At 67.2% G+C, this 23,259-nt stretch carries 21 protein-coding genes; 9 read left to right on the top strand and 12 right to left on the bottom strand.

Features of this window, described 5'->3' with window-relative positions:
• Positions 1-23: 23 nt before the first annotated feature.
• The 4 genes from G6N09_RS08010 to G6N09_RS08025 form a co-directional block, all read right to left on the bottom strand.
• Entirely contained in the window at positions 24-200 is a 177-nt protein-coding gene (locus G6N09_RS08010; protein WP_163752715.1) for a hypothetical protein, read from the bottom strand.
• A gap of 323 nt (positions 201-523) precedes the next feature.
• Positions 524-4,063: a carboxylic acid reductase gene (car, locus tag G6N09_RS08015; RefSeq protein WP_163752717.1), complete on the bottom strand. Its 3,540-nt coding sequence runs from the start codon at positions 4,061-4,063 to the stop codon at positions 524-526.
• A gap of 148 nt (positions 4,064-4,211) precedes the next feature.
• On the bottom strand, positions 4,212-6,287 hold the full coding sequence (locus G6N09_RS08020; protein ID WP_109558954.1) for an SGNH/GDSL hydrolase family protein: 2,076 nt from the start codon (positions 6,285-6,287) through the stop codon (positions 4,212-4,214).
• Positions 6,288-6,433: 146 nt separating this feature from the next.
• Complete coding sequence (locus G6N09_RS08025; RefSeq protein WP_083026695.1) at positions 6,434-7,231, bottom strand: rhomboid family intramembrane serine protease; 798 nt, start codon at positions 7,229-7,231, stop codon at positions 6,434-6,436.
• A gap of 40 nt (positions 7,232-7,271) precedes the next feature.
• Between G6N09_RS08025 and G6N09_RS08030 the strand changes: the two genes are divergently transcribed.
• Together G6N09_RS08030 and G6N09_RS08035 are read left to right on the top strand one after the other, a co-directional pair.
• Positions 7,272-7,913 (top strand): class I SAM-dependent methyltransferase, encoded by a 642-nt coding sequence (locus G6N09_RS08030; protein ID WP_083026694.1) that lies wholly within the window; start codon positions 7,272-7,274, stop codon positions 7,911-7,913.
• A gap of 19 nt (positions 7,914-7,932) precedes the next feature.
• Entirely contained in the window at positions 7,933-8,400 is a 468-nt protein-coding gene (locus G6N09_RS08035) for an Rv1352/Rv1906c domain-containing protein (RefSeq protein WP_109558953.1), read from the top strand.
• Between the two features lie 17 nt (positions 8,401-8,417).
• On the opposite strand, the gene G6N09_RS08040 is transcribed toward G6N09_RS08035, so the two are convergent.
• Positions 8,418-9,035: a TetR/AcrR family transcriptional regulator gene (locus G6N09_RS08040; protein ID WP_083026693.1), complete on the bottom strand. Its 618-nt coding sequence runs from the start codon at positions 9,033-9,035 to the stop codon at positions 8,418-8,420.
• A 296-nt stretch (positions 9,036-9,331) separates the two neighbouring features.
• On the opposite strand from G6N09_RS08040, the gene G6N09_RS08045 reads away from it, so the two are divergent.
• Positions 9,332-10,003, top strand: coding sequence for a maleylpyruvate isomerase family mycothiol-dependent enzyme (locus G6N09_RS08045; RefSeq protein ID WP_083026692.1), 672 nt, complete (start codon positions 9,332-9,334; stop codon positions 10,001-10,003).
• Positions 10,004-10,005: 2 nt separating this feature from the next.
• Here the strand turns inward: G6N09_RS08045 and G6N09_RS08050 are convergent, their stop codons facing one another.
• Positions 10,006-10,632, bottom strand: coding sequence for a hypothetical protein (locus tag G6N09_RS08050; RefSeq protein WP_083026691.1), 627 nt, complete (start codon positions 10,630-10,632; stop codon positions 10,006-10,008).
• A gap of 67 nt (positions 10,633-10,699) precedes the next feature.
• Between G6N09_RS08050 and G6N09_RS08055 the strand changes: the two genes are divergently transcribed.
• Both G6N09_RS08055 and G6N09_RS08060 read left to right on the top strand, forming a co-directional pair.
• Positions 10,700-12,814 carry an MMPL family transporter gene (locus G6N09_RS08055; protein WP_083026690.1) on the top strand — a complete coding sequence of 705 codons (2,115 nt, stop codon included), beginning with the start codon at positions 10,700-10,702 and terminating at the stop codon, positions 12,812-12,814.
• Complete coding sequence (locus G6N09_RS08060; protein ID WP_083026689.1) at positions 12,814-13,434, top strand: TetR/AcrR family transcriptional regulator; 621 nt, start codon at positions 12,814-12,816, stop codon at positions 13,432-13,434. Before G6N09_RS08055 ends, G6N09_RS08060 begins: the two co-directional genes overlap by 1 nt.
• Here the strand turns inward: G6N09_RS08060 and G6N09_RS08065 are convergent.
• Both G6N09_RS08065 and G6N09_RS08070 read right to left on the bottom strand, forming a co-directional pair.
• The gene (locus G6N09_RS08065; protein ID WP_083026688.1) at positions 13,403-14,347 is read right to left on the bottom strand and encodes an oxidoreductase; all 945 of its coding nucleotides are present in this window, start codon (positions 14,345-14,347) and stop codon (positions 13,403-13,405) included. The genes G6N09_RS08060 and G6N09_RS08065 overlap by 32 nt on opposite strands.
• A gap of 10 nt (positions 14,348-14,357) precedes the next feature.
• Positions 14,358-14,861, bottom strand: a complete 504-nt coding sequence (locus G6N09_RS08070; protein WP_083026709.1) for an SRPBCC family protein — start codon at positions 14,859-14,861, stop codon at positions 14,358-14,360.
• 88 nt (positions 14,862-14,949) lie between these two features.
• Between G6N09_RS08070 and G6N09_RS08075 the strand changes: the two genes are divergently transcribed.
• Both G6N09_RS08075 and G6N09_RS08080 read left to right on the top strand, forming a co-directional pair.
• The gene (locus tag G6N09_RS08075) at positions 14,950-15,552 is read left to right on the top strand and encodes a TetR/AcrR family transcriptional regulator (protein ID WP_083026708.1); all 603 of its coding nucleotides are present in this window, start codon (positions 14,950-14,952) and stop codon (positions 15,550-15,552) included.
• Positions 15,539-16,678, top strand: coding sequence for an epoxide hydrolase family protein (locus G6N09_RS08080; RefSeq protein ID WP_083026687.1), 1,140 nt, complete (start codon positions 15,539-15,541; stop codon positions 16,676-16,678). Before G6N09_RS08075 ends, G6N09_RS08080 begins: the two co-directional genes overlap by 14 nt.
• Here G6N09_RS08080 and G6N09_RS08085 read toward each other — a convergent pair.
• From G6N09_RS08085 to G6N09_RS08095, 3 genes are read right to left on the bottom strand one after another with little or no spacing between them, the layout of a single operon-like run.
• Positions 16,675-19,515, bottom strand: a complete 2,841-nt coding sequence (locus G6N09_RS08085) for an MMPL/RND family transporter (RefSeq protein WP_083026686.1) — start codon at positions 19,513-19,515, stop codon at positions 16,675-16,677. The two genes, G6N09_RS08080 and G6N09_RS08085, sit on opposite strands and share 4 nt — an antisense overlap.
• A complete protein-coding gene (locus G6N09_RS08090) occupies positions 19,512-19,928 on the bottom strand; it encodes an MmpS family transport accessory protein (protein ID WP_407662686.1) in 417 nt (138 codons plus the stop codon). The genes G6N09_RS08085 and G6N09_RS08090 overlap by 4 nt, the downstream gene beginning before the upstream one ends.
• Positions 19,929-19,951: 23 nt before the next feature.
• A complete protein-coding gene (locus G6N09_RS08095; protein WP_083026706.1) occupies positions 19,952-20,413 on the bottom strand; it encodes a hypothetical protein in 462 nt (153 codons plus the stop codon).
• Positions 20,414-20,542: 129 nt separating this feature from the next.
• Here G6N09_RS08095 and G6N09_RS08100 point away from each other — a divergent pair, with 129 nt between their 5' ends.
• A complete protein-coding gene (locus G6N09_RS08100) occupies positions 20,543-21,112 on the top strand; it encodes a TetR/AcrR family transcriptional regulator (protein ID WP_109558958.1) in 570 nt (189 codons plus the stop codon).
• Positions 21,113-21,237: 125 nt separating this feature from the next.
• Complete coding sequence (locus tag G6N09_RS08105) at positions 21,238-22,611, top strand: HNH endonuclease signature motif containing protein (RefSeq protein WP_083026684.1); 1,374 nt, start codon at positions 21,238-21,240, stop codon at positions 22,609-22,611.
• A 36-nt stretch (positions 22,612-22,647) separates the two neighbouring features.
• On the opposite strand, the gene G6N09_RS08110 is transcribed toward G6N09_RS08105, so the two are convergent.
• Positions 22,648-23,256, bottom strand: a complete 609-nt coding sequence (locus G6N09_RS08110) for a TetR/AcrR family transcriptional regulator (protein ID WP_083026683.1) — start codon at positions 23,254-23,256, stop codon at positions 22,648-22,650.
• Positions 23,257-23,259: the final 3 nt, after the last annotated feature.

Here is a 23,259-nt window from a genome sequence, read left to right on the forward strand (position 1 = left end):
TCGAGTCGCCTAGGCACAGCACGTCAGCAAGCGCCGAGCACTGCGGTCGGCATGTGCGCCACGTAGCGCTGCGCACGCTGCTCGCGACGGACCTCGCGGCGAGCGGCAATGTGGTCACGCAGCCGGCGGACCATGCGGTTGCCCGCCTGACGCTGCGCCGAGCTGTCGAGAGCCAGAACACTGATGGTGATGAAAGCCATGATTTTCTCCTGCCGGGAAACTCACCGGCCGACACAACCCGTCACGGGTGTGCCGAACTCGCGGTTCAGGCCGCAGCGGAGGCGCCGGAGCCGGTGAGGAAAGAACGGATGGTCGAACACGGATACGGATGTGGACCGTCACTGGAACTCACTTCGCCCTCACCTCCTTCCGGCCGAGACACACGGGCATGTCGTGGGAATTACCTACCATGGTCCCATCGAAATACAGGACCGTCAAACGCAAACGGACTCCGGCGGCGCCGGACACCGAACGAACAGCGGACCGGCGCCGCACGAAATCCTTTAGCGGAGAACGTAATTCATCACTTCGCTGACAACAGTCCGAGCAGTTCCAGATCGGTGACGTATTTGACGACCACCGCGGGCGTGACGTGCGGAATATCGGAATGCGCGGGGTCAGGACCGATCCCGGCAGACCGCACCGCTGCCCGGAACCTGTCCGTCGGAGCGAACGACCCGCAGATCGGCGTCTGCGGCTTCTGGTAGTTGTGCAGTAGGGGCAGCAGGGAGGCCTGCCGCTGCCGTTCCGGCAGCGCCCGCAGCGTGGTCTCGAAGCGCTGCAACCAGTCGCCGTAGTCGGCGATCCGGCGAATCGGGTAGCCGGCCTCGATCAGCCAGTCGACGAACTCGTCCATGCCCAGTCCGTCGTCGTAGGGGTTCATCACGTGATAGGTGGTGTAGCCGCCCGTCGCGGATGCGCCCAGCGTGGTGGACGCCTCGGCGATGAACTCCACCGGCAACCCGTCGTAGTGAGCCCGCTGCCGCTGACCGTCGGCACCCAGTTCGTAGAACGAGCCGGGCGCCACCCCGGCGGCGACCAGACTGAACATCATCCGGGTGAACATGTCCGGCAGGTTCAGCTGACCGGCGTAGCTGGTGTCGGCCAGGATCATGTCGCAGCGGAACACCGCGACCGGCAGGCCGCACAAGTCGTTGGCCTCGCGCAGCAGAACCTCGCCGGCCCACTTGCTGGTGCCATAGCCGTTGGCATAGCCATCGTTGATCGCCCGAACCGGACTCATCACCCGCACGTCGGCGTCTTCGGTGAACTTGCCCACCGGAATCTGGTCACCGACACCGATGGTGGAGAAGTAGGTGAACGGCTTGATCTTGCCGGTGAGCGCCACTCGGATCAGCTCAGCGGTTCCGACTGCGTTCGGACCGAACAGCTCGCTGTAGGGCAGCACGTGGTTGACCAACGCCGCCGGGTCCACGATGACGTCGACGGTGTCGGCCAGGCGCTGCCAAACACTTTGGTCCAAGCCAAGATTCGCCTCGCCCTTGTCTCCGGCGATCACCTCAAGATGGCGGGACGCCAGCTCGGTGTAGCGGGCCAGCAGCCGCTCGTCGCCGCTGTCGAAGACGCTGTCAAGACGACGACGGGCATCGGCATCTGAGCGCGCGCGCACCAGGCAGATCAGGGTGCCGTCCACGGCCGCAAGACGTTCCAGCCACTCCAGGGCCAGATAACGACCGAGGAATCCGGTGGCACCGGTCAGCAGCACCGTGCGCACCTGCGCGGAAGGGCCGGGCAGCGTCGGCGCCGCAGCCAGGGTGGCCGCATCGAGGAACTTGTCCAGCGTCAGGTCGGCGGCGGCCACCTCAACCGCATCGCGGCCGTGCACCGAGGCAAACGTCGGCCGCTTGACCCCGTCGGGCCCGCCGCTGCGCTCGGCGGTGATGTAGTCGGCGATCGCAGCCAGATCGTTGGCGGGGCTGACGATCACACCCACCGGCACATCCACCTCGAAGATGTCGCGCAACAGGTTTCCGAAGGTGAGCGCCGACAACGAGTCACCGCCCAGGTCGGTGAAGTGGGCGTCCGGGGCCACGTCACCCGCCGAGGCCCCCAGCAACGCCGCGGCGGCGCGGCTGACCGTCTCCAAGGCCGGCCGCTGGGCGCCGTGCTGACGCAGGCGACTCAACTCACTGGCCTGCCCTTCGGCCAGCTCGGCGTAGCGGCGCTCGAGGCGGTCGCCGTAGTGCGCCTTCAACTTGGGCCAGGCCAGCTTGCGGATCCCGGTCAGCAGTCCGTTCTCCAGCGTGAACGGCTCGGTCTCGACGATGAAGTCCCGGGGAACCTCATAGGACTGCAGGTCGGCGTCCTTGGCCACTTGCTGCAGCGACTCGGCGATGCCCGCCTTAAGGGCGGCCTCGGTCTCGAAGCCCGCCTGAGCCTCGGGGGTCGGGACCACCACGGCCAGCAGATAGGGCTGGGCACTGTTGCCGTAGACGTAGATCTGGCGCACCAGCGGGCTGTTGCCGAACACCGCTTCGAGCTTCGCCAGGGTGACGAACTCACCCTGCGCGAGTTTGAGCACGTTGTTGCGCCGGTCGACGTAGACCAGCTGGTCGGGCGCGACCTCGGCCACCACATCGCCGGTCCGGTAATAACCGTCGGCGTCGAACACCTCGGCAGTCACCTCGGGCCGCCGGTAGTAGCCGGGGAAGAGGCTTTCGGTCTTGACCAGCAGCTCGCCACGCGGATGGGGGGTATCGGTGCCGAAGTAGCCCAGATCGGGCACATCGACCAACTTGTAGTCGATCACCGGCGGCCGCTGCACCTCGCCGTCGAAGAGCACCATGCCCGCCTCGGTGGATCCGTAGCCGTTGAGCACGTGCAGCTCGGTGAGCTGATCGACCCAGGACCGCAGCTCGTCGGAGATCGGCGCCGAGCCCGTCATCGCGAAGATGCACCGACCACCGAGCAGCTCGTGGCGCATCTGCGCCATCACCTGAGCTTGGGCCGCGGGGTCTGCCCCCACGCCGTCGACTTCGCTGCGGAAATGCTGGTAGAGCATCTCCCAGATCCGCGGCACGAAGTTGAGCTCGGTCGGCCGAACGAGCGCCAGGTCGTCGAGGAAGGTGGACAGGTCACTGCGCGCGCTGAAATAAGCGGTGCCGCCGTTGCCGAGGGTGCCATAGAGGATGCCGCGGCCCATGATGTGGCTCATCGGCATGAAGTTCAAGGTGATCGAGGCCGCGGTCGGCCCGAACCAGTTCTTCGACGAGCGCACCCACATCCGGGCCACGTTGCTCTCCGGGTACATCGCACCCTTGGGAGCGCCGGTGCTGCCGGAGGTGTAGACCAGCAACGCCAGCCCCTCGGCGCCTTCCGCGCTGTCGGCCGGGGTCTGCACCGGCAGGGACAGTGCCCGGCCGCGGGTCAGCAGGTCAGTCAAGGACTCCACGACCACCTCGAGTCCGGCCAGTCGCGCCCGCGCCTGCTCCAGCGCCTCGCGGTGGTCGTCGACCTGCTGGTGGTAGTCGAAGACCACCAAACGGGTGGGGGCCGGACCCCTCAGCACCAACTCGACGGCATCGGTCAGGGAGTCCACGCTGGCAGCGATGACCCGGGGCTCGGTCTCGGCCACGATCGGCGCCAGTGTGGACAGCGCAGCCGAGGTCTGCAGCGGCACAGACACCGCGCCGATCTGACCCAGTGCCACGTCGATGACGGTGTAGTCGACGCTGGTGAAACCCAGCACCGCGACCCGGTCACCCGGGCGCACCGCGCCGGCTGTCAGGGCGGCCGCAGCGGCCCGGACGCGGGAACCGAGCTCGCCGTAGGTCAGGGTTTCGTAGCGCGGAAGCAGCGACGCGACGGTACGGCCGGTGGCCGCATCGGTGACGTAGTCGACGGCACGCTGGCCGAGCGCTGGCCGTTCGGCGTAACCGTCCAAGACGGTTCGCACGATCTGGGCCAGCCGCGGCTGTCCTTCGAGGGCGGCGGCGAGGGCGGGGTCGGGCTGGGCAGCGGCGAACTGCGGGTCGGCGGCGACCAGCTCGGCAACGCGGTGGGCGAGTTGCTCCTCGTCTGAGATGGAGGAAAAAGTGGACATGATCAAACCTCTAATGGATATCTCGCGAAAGTTGATTTTTAAGGCGCACGGCGTGCGTCGATGCAAACTACGTTAGCAAAACTAACTTAATTTCAGCTGGCCGAACGGGTGTGACGTTGCCCTCACGAAGTGCGTACCGCGTGACGGGTCAGCTCAGCGACTCCTCCAGCCACGGGAGCAGCCACTTAACGCCTTCGGGCGTGAGGTGGATGCCGTCGCTGCGGACCTTGATGCCGTCGACTTTGGCGGTGTAGGTACCCGCCGGCCCAAGCTTCTTGTTCAGGTCCATCACCGTCACGGCTTCGCGCCCGGCGACCTCGCGACGCAGCAGGGCATTCCAGCGGTCGACGCGCTCCGGATTGTCTTCCGGCCACAGGCTGCCGTCGGGCCGCTCGCCGTAGCGGCTATAGGGCACCGTCGTCACCACCACTCGGCTGCCGGCGGACTCCAGCACATCGAGCGCGCGACGCAACTCAGCGATCAGGTAGGCGTCGAAGGTCGGGTCACCGATGTGCGACCACTGGCCCTCGTTGACTCGGTCCACGGTCTCCCAGCGGCCTACGAACAACAGCACGACGTCGGGCTGGTCCGCCTTGACCTGCCGAGTCCAGCGAGCCGGCCACCCGTCACATTCCTTGCCCTGATCGATGGTCTTGCCGGCCCAGCGGTAGGGACCGGCCCGCACGATGCTGCAGCCCACGACCGTGTGGTCGATGAAGTCATAGCCGGGGGTCTCCGGCAGATAGTGCATCAGGGTCCAGCCGATCGAGTCACCGAACACCGACACCGTGCGCGGACGGTTGGGGTCATGCCGCACAGGTTGAGGCCGTGGCCGGGCAGGATCAGAGCGTCGCGCCGGGGGCGACGGCGACACCACCGCGGCCGCCGCCACATCGGGGGTCACGCCGTTGACGGCCGTGGGTCGTTCGACGACCGGCACCACCAGGACCGTGACCGCCACCGCGGTGCCGCTGACGGCCGCCCCCAGCGGCAACAGTGACACCCGCGCCGGACGCCATCGACGCAGAGGCTCCTCCAGGACCCACCACGACACCGTCGCCAGCGCCAGCGTGGCGGCGCACCGCACGCCGAACAGCGCCCACCCCGACCATCCGGTGCGCTCGCCGTTGAGCACCAAGAACACCGGCCAGTGCCACAGGTAGACCCCGTAGGAGATGGTCCCGAGCCAGACCAGCGGAGGCCAGGCCAAAACCCGGGCGAGCAGGCCGCTCTGGTGCAGGGCGACCGGGGCAATCACCGCGATCGCGGCGACGGCGACCAGGGTGAGCAGCCCGCCGCGGAACTCGGCAGCGGTGCCGGTGGCGCGATGAGCTGCTGCCGCCAGCACGGTCAGGCCCACCAGCGGCAGCAGCCGCGCCACCCACACGGCGCGGCGGGTCCGTAACACCGACCAGCCGGCCGTCAGCGCCGGCCAGTCCCCGACCAACAGGGCCGCCGCCGCGGCACCGATCAACAGCGCCTGCGCGCGGGTGTCGGTGCCGAAGTAGACGCGGTCGCGGGCAGCGTCAGAGGCCAGCAACTCTGCTGCCGTCGCCGACACGGCCGCACCGGCGCTGGCCAGCAGGAAGACGGTGAGCCGCACGCCGCCGACGGTGGCCCACCCGCCACGACGGCGGGCGCGGGCCGCCAGCAGCAGTGCGATCGCGATCAGCAGGAGCGGCCACAGGAAGTAGTACTGCTCTTCGACACCCAGCGACCAGGTGTGCTGCAGCGGTGACGGGGTTCCGGCTTCGGTGAAGTAATCGGTGTGCTGGGCGACGAACCGCCAATTGGCCACCCAGAAGAAGGCGGCGATCGCATCTTCGCGCAGGCCGACCACCGCCTCCGACGGCAGCAGTTCATGAGCTATCGCGACGGTCAGCACCATGAGGACCAGCGCGGGCAGCAACCGGCGGATACGCCGGATCCAGAAGCCGGTCAGGTCGATCCGGCCGGTGCGGCCGAGCTCGTCGATGAGCAGGGAGGTGATCAGGAACCCACTCAGCACGAAGAAGAGGTCGACGCCGATGAAGCCGCCCGACAGCCCGGGGATGCCACCGTGGTCGGCCAGCACCAAGGCGACGGCCAGCGCACGCAGGCCATCCAGGGCGTGGATTCCCGGGCGCCGCCGTTCCCGCCGAATCCGGTCCGCGCCGCGCGCGGTGGTCAACCGGGCGGCACGCGGGGCCGGCGCAACCCAGCGGGATTTCCCCGAGGTGCGCATTGAGGTGGCCTGGCGAGTCCGGCTCCCGGCCGGTCGACTCATGACATCTTGGTCGCCGTTGGCGCCGATTGGTCGATCCTCTCGCTGGTGGACCAACGAAAGCTTAGGGGGCGACCAAGGGACTCAGTGGGATGACACGCTCGCGATCAGGAGACCAATTCGGCAGTGCGCCACCAGATCAGGACGACAAGGACCGCCAGCACCACGACTACGGCCGCGGCCTGAAGTCGACCGCGGTAGGCCAACGGCGGGTAACCGTAGACGGAGGCGGTCACCAAGCCGGTGATCAACCCGCCGAGGTGGCCTTGCCAGCTGATGTTCGGCACGGTGAACGTGAAGACCAGGTTGATGACGATCAGGGCGCCGATCCAACCGACGTCGACGTTCAACCGGCGGCCCAGGATCAAGGTGGCACCGAACAGCCCGAAGATGGCGCCGGAGGCCCCGGCCGTCGCGGCGTTCAGCGGCGCCAACAGGTAGGCCGCAACCGAACCGCCCAACGCGCTGAGCAGATACAGCGTGGTGAAGCGCACTCGGCCGAGACCGCCTTCGAGTGCCGGCCCCACCACATACAGCGCCCACATGTTGAGCAGCAGGTGCATGGGACCGTAATGCAAGAACGCCGAGGTCAGCAGGCGGTAAATCTGCCCGTCAGCCACCGCCGGTGTCCAGAGCACCAACTCGGACTCCAGCTCATGCGACGACAGCTGGCCCACAAAGGCGAGCACGCTCAACGCGATCAGCCCGTAGGTGACCACCGGTGTGTCGGTGATGACACGAGTCAGCCGACCCGCCCGGGGCGCCGGCGCAGCGCCCTCCTTCGCACAGTCCAGGCAATGCTGGCCGACGGAGGCGCCTCGCATGCACTCGCCGCAGATGTGGCGGTCGCACCGCGTACAGCGCAGCGCGGTGGCCCGGTCGGGGTGCCGATAGCAGACGGTCATGGTTACACCTTGTCAGAGCGTTGCACTGTAGATTCATGCCATGTCCACTCCGGCTCCTCGCCAACCGCTCAATGACGTCGTCACCCGGTTTTGGAGCTTTGCCGCGCCGGCCTACGACGCCGGCTTTCTGCAGCGGTGGGTCTATCGGCCCGCCCAGGACGAATTGATCGCCGCGCTGCGGTCCCGCCATCCGGCCCGGGTGGCGGACATCGCCTGCGGAACGGGCATCCTGGCCGACCGCATCGAACGCGAACTGTCCCCCGAGTCGGTCTATGGGGTGGATATGTCCGAGGGCATGCTCAACGAGGCCCGCGAGCGCTCGCCGCGGGTGCAGTGGTTGACCGGCCCCGCCGAACAGCTGCCGTTCGACGACGGTGCGCTGGATGCGGTGGTCACCAGCTCGGCATTCCACTTCTTCAACCAACCGGCCGCGGTCCGGGAGTTCTATCGGGTGCTGGCGCCGGGCGGCATCGCGGCAGTCACCGCGATGAGCCCCCGTCTACCCGATCCGATCAAGCAGCTGTCGGGGATCGCGTGGAATCCGGCGAAGCAGCCCACGCCCCGGGAGATGAGCACGCTGTTCACCGACGCCGGCTTCACCGTGGCCGAGCAGCATCGGGTCGCGCGTCCGGCCTGGACACTGGTGGTGTCGGACCTGATCACGGTGGGCGTCAAGAACTAGCGCGGTACCGTCGTTGGGTATGAGATCGATCAAGCCGGCCGGCACGGCGGCATTCACCCTGGCCGTCACCCTGGCCGCGGCCTGTGCTGCCGCCGGGATCGCCGGGGCAGAACCGGCCCCCTCCCCGGCACCCCCGCCCGCGCCCGCGCCTAAGCAGGTGATCGAGGGCGACGGGACGTTTGCGGTGGGGACCGATATCGTGCCGGGCACCTACCGCTCCGACGGGCCGCGGGACGGCAATGCCTGCTACTGGCGCCGGATCGGCGGCGAGAAAACTCTCGACAGCGCGATGACGAAGAAGCCCCAGGTCGTGCTGATCGAGCCGACCGACACCGCTTTTCGGACCGACCGCTGTCAGACCTGGCAGCTGACGGAATGCCCACCCACCTGCGCACCGGTCCCGCAGCCGTCGGCCGGGCTGCCCGACGTGCTGAAGGGCTTCGTACCGCAGGCCCGCCCGCCCGCTCCCACTACCGGGGGCGGATAGCCCGCGCCGGTAGCACTTCAGACGCGTTCGGTCTCGGCCAGCATCAGCGTTGCGCCGTCGACCAGCGTGCTGATCACGTCATCGGTACTGAAGTCGCTGAGCCACAGATTCGGGGCGTCACTGCGGTGCGTCATTGCGACACCGTGCACCGCCACCGACAACGCCGCGGCGATCCGATCAGAATGAGGGTCGGCCTCCGAATCCGGCTCCTCGCCCCGGCACGCCAGCAATCCCCTGGTCACGATGGCCAGTGCCCGCCGAGCGGCCGGCGAGGCGTGACTGTCCTGGGTCATCAGGGCATAGCGCAAGGGATGGCGCTGCGCGAACGACACATACACCCGGCAGCCGATGAGCACCCGCTCGCGAGGGTCGTCGGCCTGCTGCACATGGTCGGCGATCTCGTCGGAGACTTGGACCCAACTCGACTCGGCGACCGCCTCGAGCACGCGCTCCAGGTCATCGAAGTGGGCATATACCGATGGCGCGGCGATGCCCGCCTCCCGGGCGATGCGGCGCAGGGAGACTTCGGCCTCGCTGTCCGCTCCGTCGATGACCCGCACGGCAGCAGCCAGAATCTCGTCGCGCAGTAGCGCGCCGTGACCTCGAAGGTTGCGCCGACGTGGGGGACTTGGCACGCCGTGATCCTAACGTTGCGTTAGTTGTTGCCGTGCGTGTTCTGAAGAACAACCCATGTTCCGATATGAGTTGAGACCATCTAAGTTTGCGCGCGTTTGTTTACGCACGTAATTCGGCGCCAGCCGTGGCCGCGCCGCCGAAGCTCCGCGAACCGCCGGGCAATCCGCGCAGAAGCCCCCGGTCTTATCATTACGCCAACGTATTCTTAGTTTTCTTAATTTATCGGTATGGTGAATCCCTGCGGGCCGTGCACGGCCCGGGAATCGCTTGATGACGCACCACTTTTGGAGGCCACATGCTTGACGACATCTATCGGTCCGCCCGCGGCAGGATCAGCACACTGGCCGCCGAACTCACCGACGAACAGCTGGCCACCCCGGTTCCCGCCACCCCTGGGTGGTCGGTGCACGACGTCTTGGCCCATCTGACCGGCGGCGCCGCCGATGTCTTGGCCCAGCGACTCGATGGAGCACCAGGTGAATACTGGACCGCGCGGCACGTCGCGGAACGTCGTCACCGCCCGGTCGACGCACTGCTCGCCGAGTGGGAGAGCGCGGCGCCGGCGGTCGAGGCGAGCCTGCCGGAGCGGTTCGCTGGGCCGAACCTCGCCGCGGACGCGATCTGCCATGAGGGGGACGTGCGGGAGGCGCTCGGACTGCCGCAGATTGACCGCGAGCACTGGCAGCCATTCCTGGACGTCCTGGGTTACCTGCCAGCCCGACGCCTGGCGGACACCCATACCCTGCTGATCAGCGACGAGCTGGGGCACGAGTGGCGCTGCGGTTCAGGTGAATCCGTCACCGAATTGCGGGCCGCGGGCTACGAGCTGCTGCGGGGGCTGTTCAGCCGGCGCTCCCGCAGTCAGATCGCCGGCTGGGACTGGTCCCCCGAACCGTCGGCGCACCTGGTCGACAGCTTCGGAGTCTTCGGCCACCGCGACGACGATCAGCCGATTCCGGCCTGCTGAGCTCAGTCGCCGCAGGAGGTCAACTTCGGCGGGGAGAACGCCACCGAGCCGATCCCACCGTCCAGCGCCCCGTTCGCCGCCAGACGCACCGTGGTGACGTAGGTACAGGTTTGAATCTCGGTGGACAAATTGAGATAGACCACGTTGTAGGTGTAGTCGAACGAGCGCACCAACCGCTTGGCATCCCAGGGCACGTCCAGGACGAAACCGAGCGATGAGTCGAGCGTTCGGATCCAGATTGCCCGCGAACCGGTCTCTCCGATCGACGGGACCACCGAAAACGGGGAGCCATCCGGCGTAGTGCCGGAGACCCTGAGGCTGTCGATGCGGTAGCCGGTGGCCTCCGCCGGTACCGGGTCACCCGGCTGAATCCGCGTGGTGAACTGGATGAAGTATGAGGTCCCACCGCTGGTGGCGGCCGTGGTGGAAAAGCTGGTCCAGCTGAATTCCTGCGGCAACTCGGCCGCGCACTTGTCAGTCACCGCGCCGGGATCCGCACACCCGGTTGAGCCCGCAGGCGCCGCCCCGGCCCGGGGACCGGCGTACGACGCCGCGAGGACCGGCACCGACCAGGCCAGCGCGCGCAGCACGACGCGTCGCGGAATCGCCGATTTTGCGAGGCCGGTCATCGGCCCACAGTACCGACCGGGGCGGTATCCGGTTGTTCGAGAAGTGCAGGGGTGCCATGCTCGCCGGATGGTCTGGAAGCGATTGTCCGCCGCCGTCACGGGCCGCCGATCCTGGCTCGTAGCCCTGGTGCCGATCCTGATCGCAGTCGCGCTGATGGTGCTCAGCAACGCCGACGGCGACGCCACCCGATCCCCCGAGTCGCTGCCGCCCAGCGCGGAGTCCGCCCGCGTTGCCGCTGCACTGTCCACCTTTGCCGGCGGGCAGCAGGCGACCATGCTGATGGTCACCACCCGCACCGACCGGGCGCCGCTGAGTGCGGATGACCTCGCGGCGGTCACCCAGGCCCGCGACCGGCTGTCCCGGGTGCCCGAGGTGCTCACCGGCTCGCCCTCGCCGGTGGCGGCCTCGACCGATGAGCAGGCGGCGCTGGTAGCAATACCGCTTAACCCGGAGTTGTCCGGCTTCGCGCTCACCGATGCGGTCAAGGCCCTACGGTCCGCCGCCGTCGACGGTCTGCCTTCTTCGCTATCGGCCCAGATCACCGGCGGGCCGGCCTTCGGCGCCGACATCGCCGACGCCTTCACCGGCGCCAACGTGACTTTGCTTGCGGTCACCGCACTGGTGGTGGCGTTGTTGTTGATCGTCACCTATCGATCCCCGGTGTTGTGGCTGGTGCCGCTGACGGTGATCGCGTTCGCCGATCGCGTAGCCACCGTGGTGGGTTCCGATGTCGCGCGCGCTGCGGGGGTCACCTTCGATGGTTCCACTGCGGGCATCACCAGCGTCCTGGTCTTCGGGGCCGGGACGAACTATGCGCTGCTGCTGATCTCGCGCTACCGCGAGGAGCTGCGCACCAGCCCCGATCATCGCAGCGCCCTGCGCCGCGCAGTGGCCGCCGCCGCGCCGGCGATACTTGCCAGCAACGCCACCGTGGTGCTGGCGCTGCTCACGTTGATCCTGGCGGTCACCCCGAGCACCCGCAGTCTCGGTATCTGCGCCAGCTGCGGGTTGGTGGTGGCCGCCGCATTCGTGTTGCTGCTCTTGCCGCCGCTGTTGGCATTGTTCGGCCGGAAGGTGTTCTGGCCGTTCATTCCGCGCGCCGCGGATGCCCCGGCGCCGCCGGCCGGCGCCTGGCACCGTGTCGCCGATGCGGTCGCGCGCCGCCCGGCCCTGGTGTGCACCGCGGCGGTCGCTGTCCTCGCGGTGGCGGCCACCGGCCTGCTGGGTGCCGGAATCGGGTTGTCGCAGACCGAGCAGTTCCGGTTGCGGGCCGACTCGGTGATCGGATTCGACACCTTGGCGGAACACTTTCCCGGCGGCGCCGCGGGTCCGACCGTCGTGATCGGCCCCACCGCCCGGTCGCAGCAACTCAAACGGGCCATCACCACGGTCCCCGGGGTGGTCTCTGTGGCCCAGACCGGGTTGTCCGAGACCGGCCGGACCATGTGGTCGGTGGTGATCGACGCAGCACCGGCGACCGATCAGGCCTTCACCATCGTTGCCGGACTGCGGGATTCCACTCAGCAGGTAGACCCCCGCGCCCTGGTGGGGGGACCCGATGCGCAAGCCCTCGACGTCCGCGACGCCGCGGTACGCGACCGCTCGCTGCTGATTCCACTGATCCTGCTGGTCGTCCTCACAGTGTTGTTCGTCCTGCTGCGGGCGGTATTGGCTCCGCCTGTCCTGGTGGCGGCCACCGTGCTCAGCGCGGTGGCGGCCCTGGGACTGGGCTGCTGGGCCAGCGTGCATGTATTCGGATTTCCCGCGCTGGACAACAGCACTCCGCTGTTGGCATTCCTGTTCCTGGTGGCACTGGGTGTGGACTACACCATCTTCCTGGTGACCCGCGCCCGCGAGGAGACCCCGGATCACGGCACCCGCGACGGCATGGTCCGTGCGGTATCGGCCACCGGAGGGGTGATCACCAGCGCCGGCATCGTGCTTGCCTCGGTCTTCTGCGTGCTCGGCGTCCTACCGCTGATCGTCCTGACCCAGCTGGGCATCATTGTGGGCCTGGGCATTCTGCTGGACACATTCGTGGTCCGCACCCTGGTGATTCCGGCATTGTTCGCGCTGATCGGCGACCGGATCTGGTGGCCCAGCATTCCCGGCGCGGCAGATGGCGCGCTCCCCGATCATCGTTCACCGGCTCATCCGGCACGCATGACCGAGGACCGCTGATGCGCACCCGGGGCTGGGGCGGCCATGTTCCCGCCAGCGACGAGGAGGCGGTGGCGCGGATCCTGCACGCCACCCGCCGGACCATCGACGAACGCGGCGAGCAGACCAGCATCGCCGACGTCGCCCGCACCCTCGGCGTCACCCGCCAGACCGTCTACCGCTACTTCCCCAGCACCGAGGAACTGCTGGCCGCCACCGCAGCCGACGGTGCCGGTACCTTCCTGGACCAGCTCGCCGAGGCGCTGGCCGGCATGACCGATCCCGGCGACGCCGTCGCCGAGGGCGTGGCCCTGACCCTGGAGCGCCTCCCCCACGACCCGTATGTCGGCCTACTGCTGCGCACGCAACAGGCCAGCGCCTTCGCCGTAACCGTCACCACCGAGACCGGCCGCAGTTTCGGGCACTCGCTGTTGGACCGCCTCGACGTCGACTGGAGCGGGTTCGACGAGCGGAGCATCGACGACATCATCGAAATGGTGCTGCGCACCCTGCAATCGTTCATCCTGGCGCCATTGCCCGCGCCGGGTGACGAGCTGCGTCGCCTGCTGCGCCGATGGATCGCCCCGGCGGTGAGTGCCGCCCGTACCGCTACGCCGGATCGCGTGTCAGCGAGTAGCTGACGCCGGTGAGTTCTTCGGCGCGCTGCCAGAGCCGCAACTGGCTGTCGGCGTCACAAGCACGGCCGGCGGCGCGCACCAATACCGGCGGGCCGATCTGCTCGAAACGTCCTCCCGGTCCGTAGAACTGCCCGCCGACTGCCGCCGGATCGGTCGCCGCCCGCAGCATCGGCAGCGCCCCCTCTGCGGGCCCCTGAGTGAACCAGCCGGTCAGAAAGCGAAACCTGCTGTTGAATACCCAGCGCACCGCCCCGGACTGCTCGCGCAGAATCGACGTGCGGGAGCCCCCGGGGTGTGCAGCCAACGCCATGGCCGAGCTGCCCGTGAGCTCCAGCCGCCGCTGCAGTTCGTAGGTGGCCATCAATTGGGCCAGCTTGGACTGCGTGTAGGCGCGGGTCGCGGCAAACGACTGCTGCGACTGCAGGTCGTCGAACGCGATCACACCGCTGCGATGCGTTTTGCTGCTCACCGCAATGATTCGCCCGGCGGGGGACGCGAGCACCTGGTCGAGGAGCAGCCCAGTCAGGGCGAATGGACCCAGAAAGTTCGTGCCGAAGTCGCCCTCGAATCCGTCGACCGTCACCTGCCGGGTCTGGTGCATGACACCGGCGTTGTTGACCAAGGTGTCGATCACCGGGTAGCCGGCCCGCAGCTCGTCCGCACAGGACCACACCGACGCCAGGTCGCCGACGTCGAGACGAACCACGTCCACCTGCGCTCCCGGCGCCGAACCGAGAATGTCGCGCCGGGCCTCGGTGGCCGCGTCGACGTTGCGGCAGGCCAGCACGACGGTGGCTCCCAGCATCGCCAGTCCCCGTGCGACCTCCAGCCCGACGCCGGTATTGGCCCCGGTCACCACTGCGGTGCGGCCGGCCTGCGGAGCGCCCTGTTCCAACGACCAGTCGCCGGTGCCCATCCGCCGCCGCCTACCCGCGACTCGTCGTCGCGAAACGCTGATCGGTGTAGCGGCGCAGGTTGGTCAGGAATCGACGAAACGCCAGGTTCATCAGCGGGCGACTGACCGGCGAGAACCACGCTGCCGGGCCGGTCAACCGGTTAGCCAGGGTCCAGGTGAGCCGGCACCCCTGGGGCGTGGGCACGATCCGGTAGTCCTCGACGAACACCGCGAGCGCCGAGGTCGAGCTCGCGTTGAAGCGAAACGCCATGTGCTGCGCCGGTTCCCAGGCCAAGAACTCCTCGTCCCCCACGATGCCGCCGCGCATGTCGACGACGCGAGTGGTGCCGACACCGTGCGGTTCGGGACTGGTCCACGTCACCTTGGTAATGACACTGGCCCAGTGCGGCCAGGCTTCGGCGTCGGCCAGTACCTCCCAGACCTGCTCGGGTGTCACGGCGAGGTCGACGCTGTTACTGAAGCGCTGGGGCGCACGCTCGAGGAATTCGAGGCCGACCTGCTCACACGCGTGCATCCGAGACAACTGCTGATACCTTTCGCTGGCGGTGGCGCCGTGACGTTCAACGTTGATCAATTTGTACACATCTCGATAATGTGTGCAAGTGCCCGGTGCGAGGTCGTCGAAGCGGTTCCCCCCGACGCTGCTGTTGGCCGCCGCCGACACCCTGCGCCAACTGGGTCCCCGGCGATTCAGCCTGACCGCGGTCGCGGAAACGGCCGGCGTGTCGCGTGGGACCGTGCACAACGCCTTCGGGACGCGCGATGCCGCCCTCACCGCGACCCTCGACCATCTCTCGGCGGCATTCATCGAGACCATGGCCGCCGAGGTCAATAAGCTGGCGACCCTGGCCGAGCAGGTTGCGGCCGCAGCGGTCCTGATCTCAGCGCATCGCCGAGGGTCGACGGCCGAGCCACGCACTATCGATCAGAGCGCGCTGGTTCTGCTCCTCGACCACGGCGGCGATGACCTGGTGCAGCGCTCCGTGGCACAGTGGATTCCCCTGGTCCGCGCCGCGCAACGTCGCGGCGAGATCGCCGAGACCGTCGATGCGGGTCGCGCCGGTGAATGGATCGTGCGCATGCTGTTCAGCTTCGAGCTGCTGCCACCGATGCGGGTGAATCTCGACAATCCCCGCGCCGTGCGCCGATTCGTCAGCGACCACATCATCAACGGACTGACCGGAGGCACCTGTGACTCGCCCTGAATCCTTCCCACTGCGCGTTCCGGAGGCTGAGCTTGAAGACCTCCGGCGGCGGCTCGCCAACACCCGTTGGCCGGCAGAGATCGGTGGCGCGGCATGGAGTTACGGCACCGATCAGGGATTCCTGCGGTCGGTGGTGGACCACTGGCTGAACCACTACGACTGGCGCCGGGTCGAGTCCGAGGTGAATACGTTCGGGTCTTTCATCACCGAGGCCGCTGAACAGCGGGTCCACTTCCTGCACCTGCGGTCATCGGAAGCCGACGCCATCCCGCTGCTGGTCACCCACGGCTGGCCCGGTTCCATCGTGGAGTTCCTCGACGCAGCACCGCTGCTGCGTCAGCGATACCACGTCGTGGTCATGTCGATGCCCGGGTACGGGTTCTCCGGACCCACCCGTGCGATCGGAGTCGACGTCGCCGCCGTGGCTGCCGCCGGGGACGACCTGATGGGACAGCTGGGCTATCACCGCTACGTCGCCCAGGGCGGCGACTGGGGCGCGCTGGTCACCCGCCACCTCGGGGAGCACTACGCGGGCCGCGTCGCGGCCATTCACACCAACATGTGTTTCGCCCCACCGGATCGGGACAAACCCGAGCTGGCGGCCGCGGTGACACCGGCCGAGCAGGCGGCCATCATCGACTCGGTGCAGCGCACCGCCGATGGCACCGCGTATCTGAATCAGCAAGCGACGCGCCCGCATTCACTCGGTTTCGGCCTTGACGACTCGCCGGTGGGTCTGGCGGGCTGGATCCTGGAGAAATTTCACGCCTGGTGCGACATCCGAGATGGCATGCCGATCAGCACCGACCGGCTGATCGACAACCTGATGTTCTACTGGCTGACCGTGACCGCCACCTCGTCGGCCCGGCTGTACTGCGAATCCGCCCGCGCGGGTAACGGGGCGCTCAGCACGTGGCGGGGACGGGTCGCTGTGCCCACCGGCTACGCGGTGTATCCGTATGAACTGCTGCAGACTCCGCGGGCGTGGGCCGCCAACCGCTACAACCTCGTTCACTACAGCGTGCAGGACCGCGGCGGTCATTTCGCCGCCTTCGAGCAGCCCACGCTCTTTGCCGCCGACCTGGCGACCTTCGCCGACGTGCTGGAGCAGCAGAGGGTGTTCTAAGTACGAGTGGCCGGCGCGGCACTCGCCCGCTGACGCAGCGGGCGTTGCCGCACGAACGTCGGCCACCAGAACCACGGCCCGTAGATCCGCACCAGTGACGGCACGATGAACGACCGCACGATCAAGGTGTCGAGCAGCAGACCGATACAGACGGTGGAACCGACCTGTCCGATGGTGCGCAGATCGCTGGCGAGCATGGCCAGCATGGTGAACGCGAACACCAGACCCGCCGAGGTCACCACCCCACCGGTAGAGCCCAGGGCCCGGATCAGACCGGTGTTCAGCCCGGCCGGGAGTTCCTCTTTGAGCCGGGCTATCAGCAGCAGGTTGTAGTCCGATCCCACGGCCACCAAGATGATGAACGTCAGCGGCAGGATCAACCAGTGCAGGTGCAAGCCGATCAGATGCTGCCAGATCAGAACGGAAAGCCCGAAGGCGCCCGCATAGGAGAACGCGACGGTTCCGGGAATCACCAACGCCGCCACCAGACTTCTCGTGATGACCAGCATGATCAGGAAGATCAGCACGAAGGCGGCGATCGCGGCGATCAGCAGGTCTGACCGCGAATACTGCTGGATGTCTTTGTTGTTCGACCCCGAACCGCCGATGTAGATCTTCGCGCCGGCCAGTGAGGTCTCCTTCAGCGCGATCTGGATGGCATCGGGAAACCTCTCGACGTGCTCGATGCCCTCGGGGCCCATCGCGTTGCCCTCGTGGGTGACGATGAACCGGGCGGCCTTACCGTCTGGGGACATCATCAGCTGCATGCCGGTCTTGATGTCTTCGTTGTCGAAGGCGGGGCGCGGAATGTAGAAGAAGTCGTCGCTGCGGGACGTGTCGAAGTCGTTGCCGACATTGATCATGTCGTCGAAGGTCTGGTCGGTGTTCGCGGCCGCAATACTGCTGGGGCCATAGGTGTTCACGATCAGCGACCGGAGGGAGATCTGGTCATCGGCCATGATGTTGAGCTGGGCCACCATCTGGGGCAGTAGAGAGTCGACGACTTCCAGTGAGGTCACCGCATCCTTGATGTTGGCCGCCAGCTTGTCGACGCTGTCCATCATGTCCCACAGCGATCGAAACGCCCAGCAGACCGGGATGTCATAACAGTGTGGCTCCCAATAGAAGTAGCTGCGGAGCGGCCTCATGAAGTCATCCAGGTTGGACAGTTGCTCGTCCATCTGTTCGGTGAGTGCCTGCATCTCCTCCATGGTGAGCACCGTGGAATGCATTTCGTCGGCCAACTTCTGCGTCAGCGCGATGGTGGTCTGCAGCACCTCGACGGTGTGCCCCATGATCTGCGCCTGCTTGTCGGTGTTGGCATTCTGCTCCCGGGTGAACGGCAGCTGCTGACCGTTGGCGCTGCCCTGCACGGTGAACAGGTACGGCAGCGAGGCGTGCTCCAACGCCCGCCCCATCGGCCGAGTGATGCTCTGCACCATGGCGACTCCGGGCAGCCGGATCAGGGCCTTGGCGACTCGGTCCAGGGAGATGAAGTCGGCCGAGTTGCGCATGTCGTGATCGGACTCGACCATCAGCATCTCGGAGAACAGCTTGCTCCTGGCGAAGTGGCGGTCGGCGGCGGCGAAGCCCTGATTGGCCGCGGAGTTGCGCGGTTGGTAGGTCCGGTCGTCGAAGCTGACCTGGTAGGTCGGCACGAATACCGCGCCGGCGGCCACCAGCGCGGCGCTGGCGGTCAGGATCGGCTTGGGCCACCGCACGACGCTGGTGGCGATCCGCCGGTACAGCCGTGCCTTGGCGGTTCGTTTCGGATCGAAGAGCCCGAACAGGCTGCCCACGCTCAAAATTGCCGGACCCAGGGTCAATGCGCCCATGACCGTCAGCACCATGCTGATGGCTACCGCCGGTCCCATGGTGTTGAAGTAGTTCAGCCGGGCGAAGCTCAGGCAGAAGGCGGCACCGGCGATGGTGAGACCGGAGCCGAGGATCACGTGCGACACACCCCGATAGGCCGTGTAGTAGGCGTCTTCTCGACTCTCACCGTTGCGCCGTGCCTCGTGGTAGCGGCCCATCAAGAAGATCCCGTAGTCCGTCCCCGCACCCAGGGTCAGCGAGACCACCATGTTGACCGCGAAGGACGACAGCTGGATGTAGCCGAAGTGCCCCAGTGCCGCGATGACCCCCTTGGCGGCCAACATCAGGATCAAGACGCCGAACAGCGGCACCAGCATGGTGACTAACGAGCGATAGACCAGCAGCAACATGAAGATGATGAGGAAAATCGTGGCGATGGTGATGTTGTTCAGGCTTGAGTTCGCCGTCGCCACCGTGTCCGCGGCCAGGGGCGCGGCGCCGCTGACATAGACCTTGAGTCCCGCCGGCGGGTCGGAGGTCGCGACTGTGTGGCGCACGGCGGCAACGGACTCGTTGGCCTGCATCTGCCCGATGTCGCCGGCCAGGCGCAACAGTACGTAGGAGGCCTTGCCGTCGAGGCTTTGAGCTCCGGCCGCGGTGATCGGCTTGCCCCAGGTGTCCATCACGTACTGAACATGATCGGTGTCGGCACGCAGGGTGCGCACCAACTCGTCGTAGTAGGCGTGGTCCTTGGGACCCAGCGGACGGTCGGCCTCGAGTACCAGCATCGTCATGCTGGTCGAGGTCGACTCCTCGAACTTGTCACCGATGGCCAGCATCGCGGCCTGCGACGGCGCATAGGTGGGCACCATCGGGCCGGCAAGTTCTTCGGCGACCTTTTCCACTTGCGGCACAAAGGTATTGGTCGTCATGGCCAGTAGGCCCCAAAAGACGATGATCGGTATGGCCAGGAGGCGGACCAGGCGCGCGACCAGGGGCCGCTTGGCTGACTGCTCGCTCATGCGGACTTCACCCGGCAGGTGATGTCGGCGTTGGCATGGGTGTTGGTGTGCTCGTCGCGGATCACGTCGTCCACGAGGATCCGGCACCCGACGAAGTCGCCGTGCACCTGGACCGAAATGCTGCCCGAGACCACCGACAGCATCGTCGACTCGTCGTAGTTCCACGGAAGCGAATCCGGCTCGACGGTGTGGGGATGGCCACTGATGTCCACGTAGGAGATCAGTGCACTGTCCCCGGCAGCGCCGAACACCTCATAGGTGAGCTTCTTCGGGTTGAACTGTTCGGGCGCCTGCGGCGGGTTGACGGTGAGAACCGGCCCCGGAGCCGACATCTGGTGGACCTTCCACATGGACAACGCCCCCAGGCTCAGCGCGACAACGGCCACCAGCGGCATCCACACCCGCGCCAGCACCGACCTGCGCGGCGTGCCCGGACTCACTCGCCGTCCTTGACCGCGGTGGCTGGGAGACGCTTCTTCAATGTGCGGATCCGGAGAATCTGGGCGGTCATGTTCAGTGCGCCGAACATCGGGATCACGCCGATGAATGTTCGCTCCGACGGGGTCGCGCCGTGCAGTTGCTCAAGGCTGCCGAGCACGTAGACGCAGCCCAGCGAGAAAGTGGCCGCGGGAATGCAGAAGGCCAGCGGAGTGCGCAGATCGTTGACGGATCGCGTCGCGAATTCCAGCTCTTCGCCGGAGAGCGGCTGGTTTGTCCGCACCTTGGTCAGTACCGCTCTGCGAGCGCCGATTCCTTCGCTGATCGGCAGCGCGGGGCGACTTCGCAGTTGCCGGATGTAGACGAACAGGCCCGTGGCGAAGACCAGCAAGGCCACGAAGGCGACGGCCGCGAGATCGCCGAACAGGCGCCAGTCGGTCCCGAACATGTTCCAGTTCATCGCCCGCGTCACCCCCCATCCGTCGTCCGCCACCGGACGGAAGCCGATGGCTGCTTAGAAATGCTAAACGTCCCGTAATAGGACGTCAACATCTCATAAAGAGACGAAGCTGTGGTTATGATGGGAATCATGAATGAGCCCGGCCAGGGACTAACCGGCGCGCAATCTCGCACTCGGACGGCCATTCTGGACGCGACGGCCTCGGTGCTCGCTCGCGATCGCACCGCCACGCTGCCCGAGATCGCCGCAGCAGCCCAAGTGGCTCGATCCACCCTGCATCGCTATTTCGTCGACCGCGAGCGGTTGATCTACGAGACCACCCTGGAATCGATCCGCATCGTCGGCGACATTCTCGCTTCCGCGGGGACAGCGGAGGGGCCTGCCGTCGAGGCGATGCGACGGGTGATCACCGCACTGGCTCCCGAAGGTGATCGGATCGTGTTCCTGTTCGCCGACCCGGCCGTCCTCCGCGATGTCCCCGCCGAGCACCTACCCGACTCCGCGCCGATCCTCGAACTCATCGCCCGCGGCCAGCGGGAAGGCACCTTCGATCCTGAGCTGACCCCGGAGTGGATCCGGATCGCGCTGTTCGGACTCATGGTCAAGGCCTGCAGCGAGGCCGCGCACGGCAACATCCCGCGCCACAGCATCGTGCCTACACTCACCCGGATCTTCGAGCGCGGCGTGACAGCCGGCTGACCCGCAGTGGCGGCGAAAGCGTTGCCCTCCTGGAGGTCTGTGGATGAACCGCCGACTGTGGATAACCTCAGCTAGCCCGGTCGACGAGCCCGCAATCTGTCGGGGCCACACCATAGATTTCGGGTATGAGTACGGTCACCGCCGAGGCGCCACCTGAGGTGCTTGGGGCGTTCGCGGCGCTCGACGCAGCGGTGGCCGGCCTAGGCGAACTGAACTTAGCCGAGCTGTCGCCGGCACTGCGGCTACGCGCACTCGATCGTCTCGAGGCCGCCATGCGCGTGCAAAAGGCGCACAGCCACAGCATCATCGCCGGCCTGGCCGATGCCGATCCGGCACGCATCGGCGGTGCGCTACGCCGGGTACTGGCGGACTCGCTGCGGATCAGCTGCGCCGAAGCGCGTCGGCGGATCCGCGATGCCGGCCAACTCACCCCCCGGACCACCCTCTCGGGCCAGCCGATGCCACCCGAACTGCCCGCCACCGCGTGCGCCTGGCGCCGAGGCGCGCTTGATCCCGAGCATCTGCGGGTGATCCAGGAGTTTCTCCGCAGCCTGCCCCAATCCACTCCCGCGCCCACCGTCGCGGAGGCCGAGCAGTTTCTCGCCGAGCAGGCCACCAGCCTGCGCCCCGACCAGTTGGCGAAGGTGGCCGACCGCTACGCGTTGCTGATCAACCCCGATGGCGCCTTCACCGACGCCGACCGTGCCAAGCAGCGCAGCTTCAGTTGGTCGGAACAGCGCCGCGACGGCATGAGCACCGGCCGGTTGACCGCGTCACCCGAACTGCGCGCCAACCTCGACGCGTGGATGGCGCGGTTTGCCAGCCCCGGAATGTGCAATGCAAGTGATGAAACCCCTTGTGTCACAGCAGACCCTGCCGACGAAGCGCGCGACGCTGATCTGCGCACCCCCGCCCAGCGCCGGCACGACGCACTCAACGCCCTGGTCCGCAGCCAACTCGGCAACCCCCAACTCGGCGTCCATCACGGACTGCCGGTCACGGTCATCGTCACGACCACCCTCAAGGAGCTCACCGATGGTGCGGGGCTGGCAATCACCGGTGGCGGGACCTTGCTACCGATGCGCGACGTCATTCGCATGGCCAGCCACGCCCACCATTACCTGGCTGTCTTTGATGACCACCAGAGCCGGCCGCTATATCTGGGCCGCACCCGTCGCGTCGCTTCCCCGGACCAGTGGATCGTGTTGTACGCGCGAGATCGCGGCTGCACGGCCCCGAATTGCGATGTGCCCGGCTACCACACCGAAGCGCACCACACGCGGGAGTGGCACAGGGGTGGCCAGACCAATGCGGATGAGCTGACATTGGCCTGCCACGCCGACCACAAACTGGTGGACAAGGGCTGGCGAACCGTCAAGCGCCGCGACGGCAAGGTCGAGTGGCTCCCGCCGCCGCAGCTGGGTTTGCCTGCCGGCACCAACGACTTCCACCATCCGGAGCGATATCTGCCGAACGGGCCACCGGATCGAGCCGCTTAACTGCGATGTCGAACACGGCAGTGACCCGCCGCCTGCTCAGGCCGTGAACGGGCCACGAAGCGCCGGCAACACCAGGGCGTCGATGACATTCCGAACAAAAGCGGCGTCCAAGTTCTGGCCGCGGACAACCTGCAGCAGTCCCATCGCCAACACCACGTCGGCGACCATCGACCAGTCCCGCTGGGCGTCGATCTCCCCCCGAGCCGCCGCCTGCGCCAGAATCTTGGCGACCAAACCCTTGCCCTTGACCAACACCAGATCGTCGACGGCGGCGGCAAGGCCGGGCTCATGGGCGGCTTCCAACGCGACCCGCAACACCAGGTCGTTGGGCACGGGATCCTGGTCGGCACGCCCGATCTGTTCGATCAGGGCGTCCAGATCACCGACCAGACTGCCGGTGTCCGGCACCTCCCTGGTCAGCAGATCAGGGCGCCAGTAGATGAGCGCGTCGGTGATCAGCGCCGCCTTCGACGACCACCTGCGATAGATGGCCGCCTTCCCGACGCCGGCGCGCGCCGCGATGTCGTTCATGCTGGCCGCGTCATAGCCGTTCTCCGAGACGACCGCCAGCGCGGCGTCCAGGATCACCGGATCGCGGGACCGGTCCAGCCGGCCATCGGTGCGTTGACGCAGTCTGGACTCCATCGC

Source organism: Mycolicibacter minnesotensis (assembly GCF_010731755.1).
GTDB lineage: Bacteria > Actinomycetota > Actinomycetes > Mycobacteriales > Mycobacteriaceae > Mycobacterium > Mycobacterium minnesotense.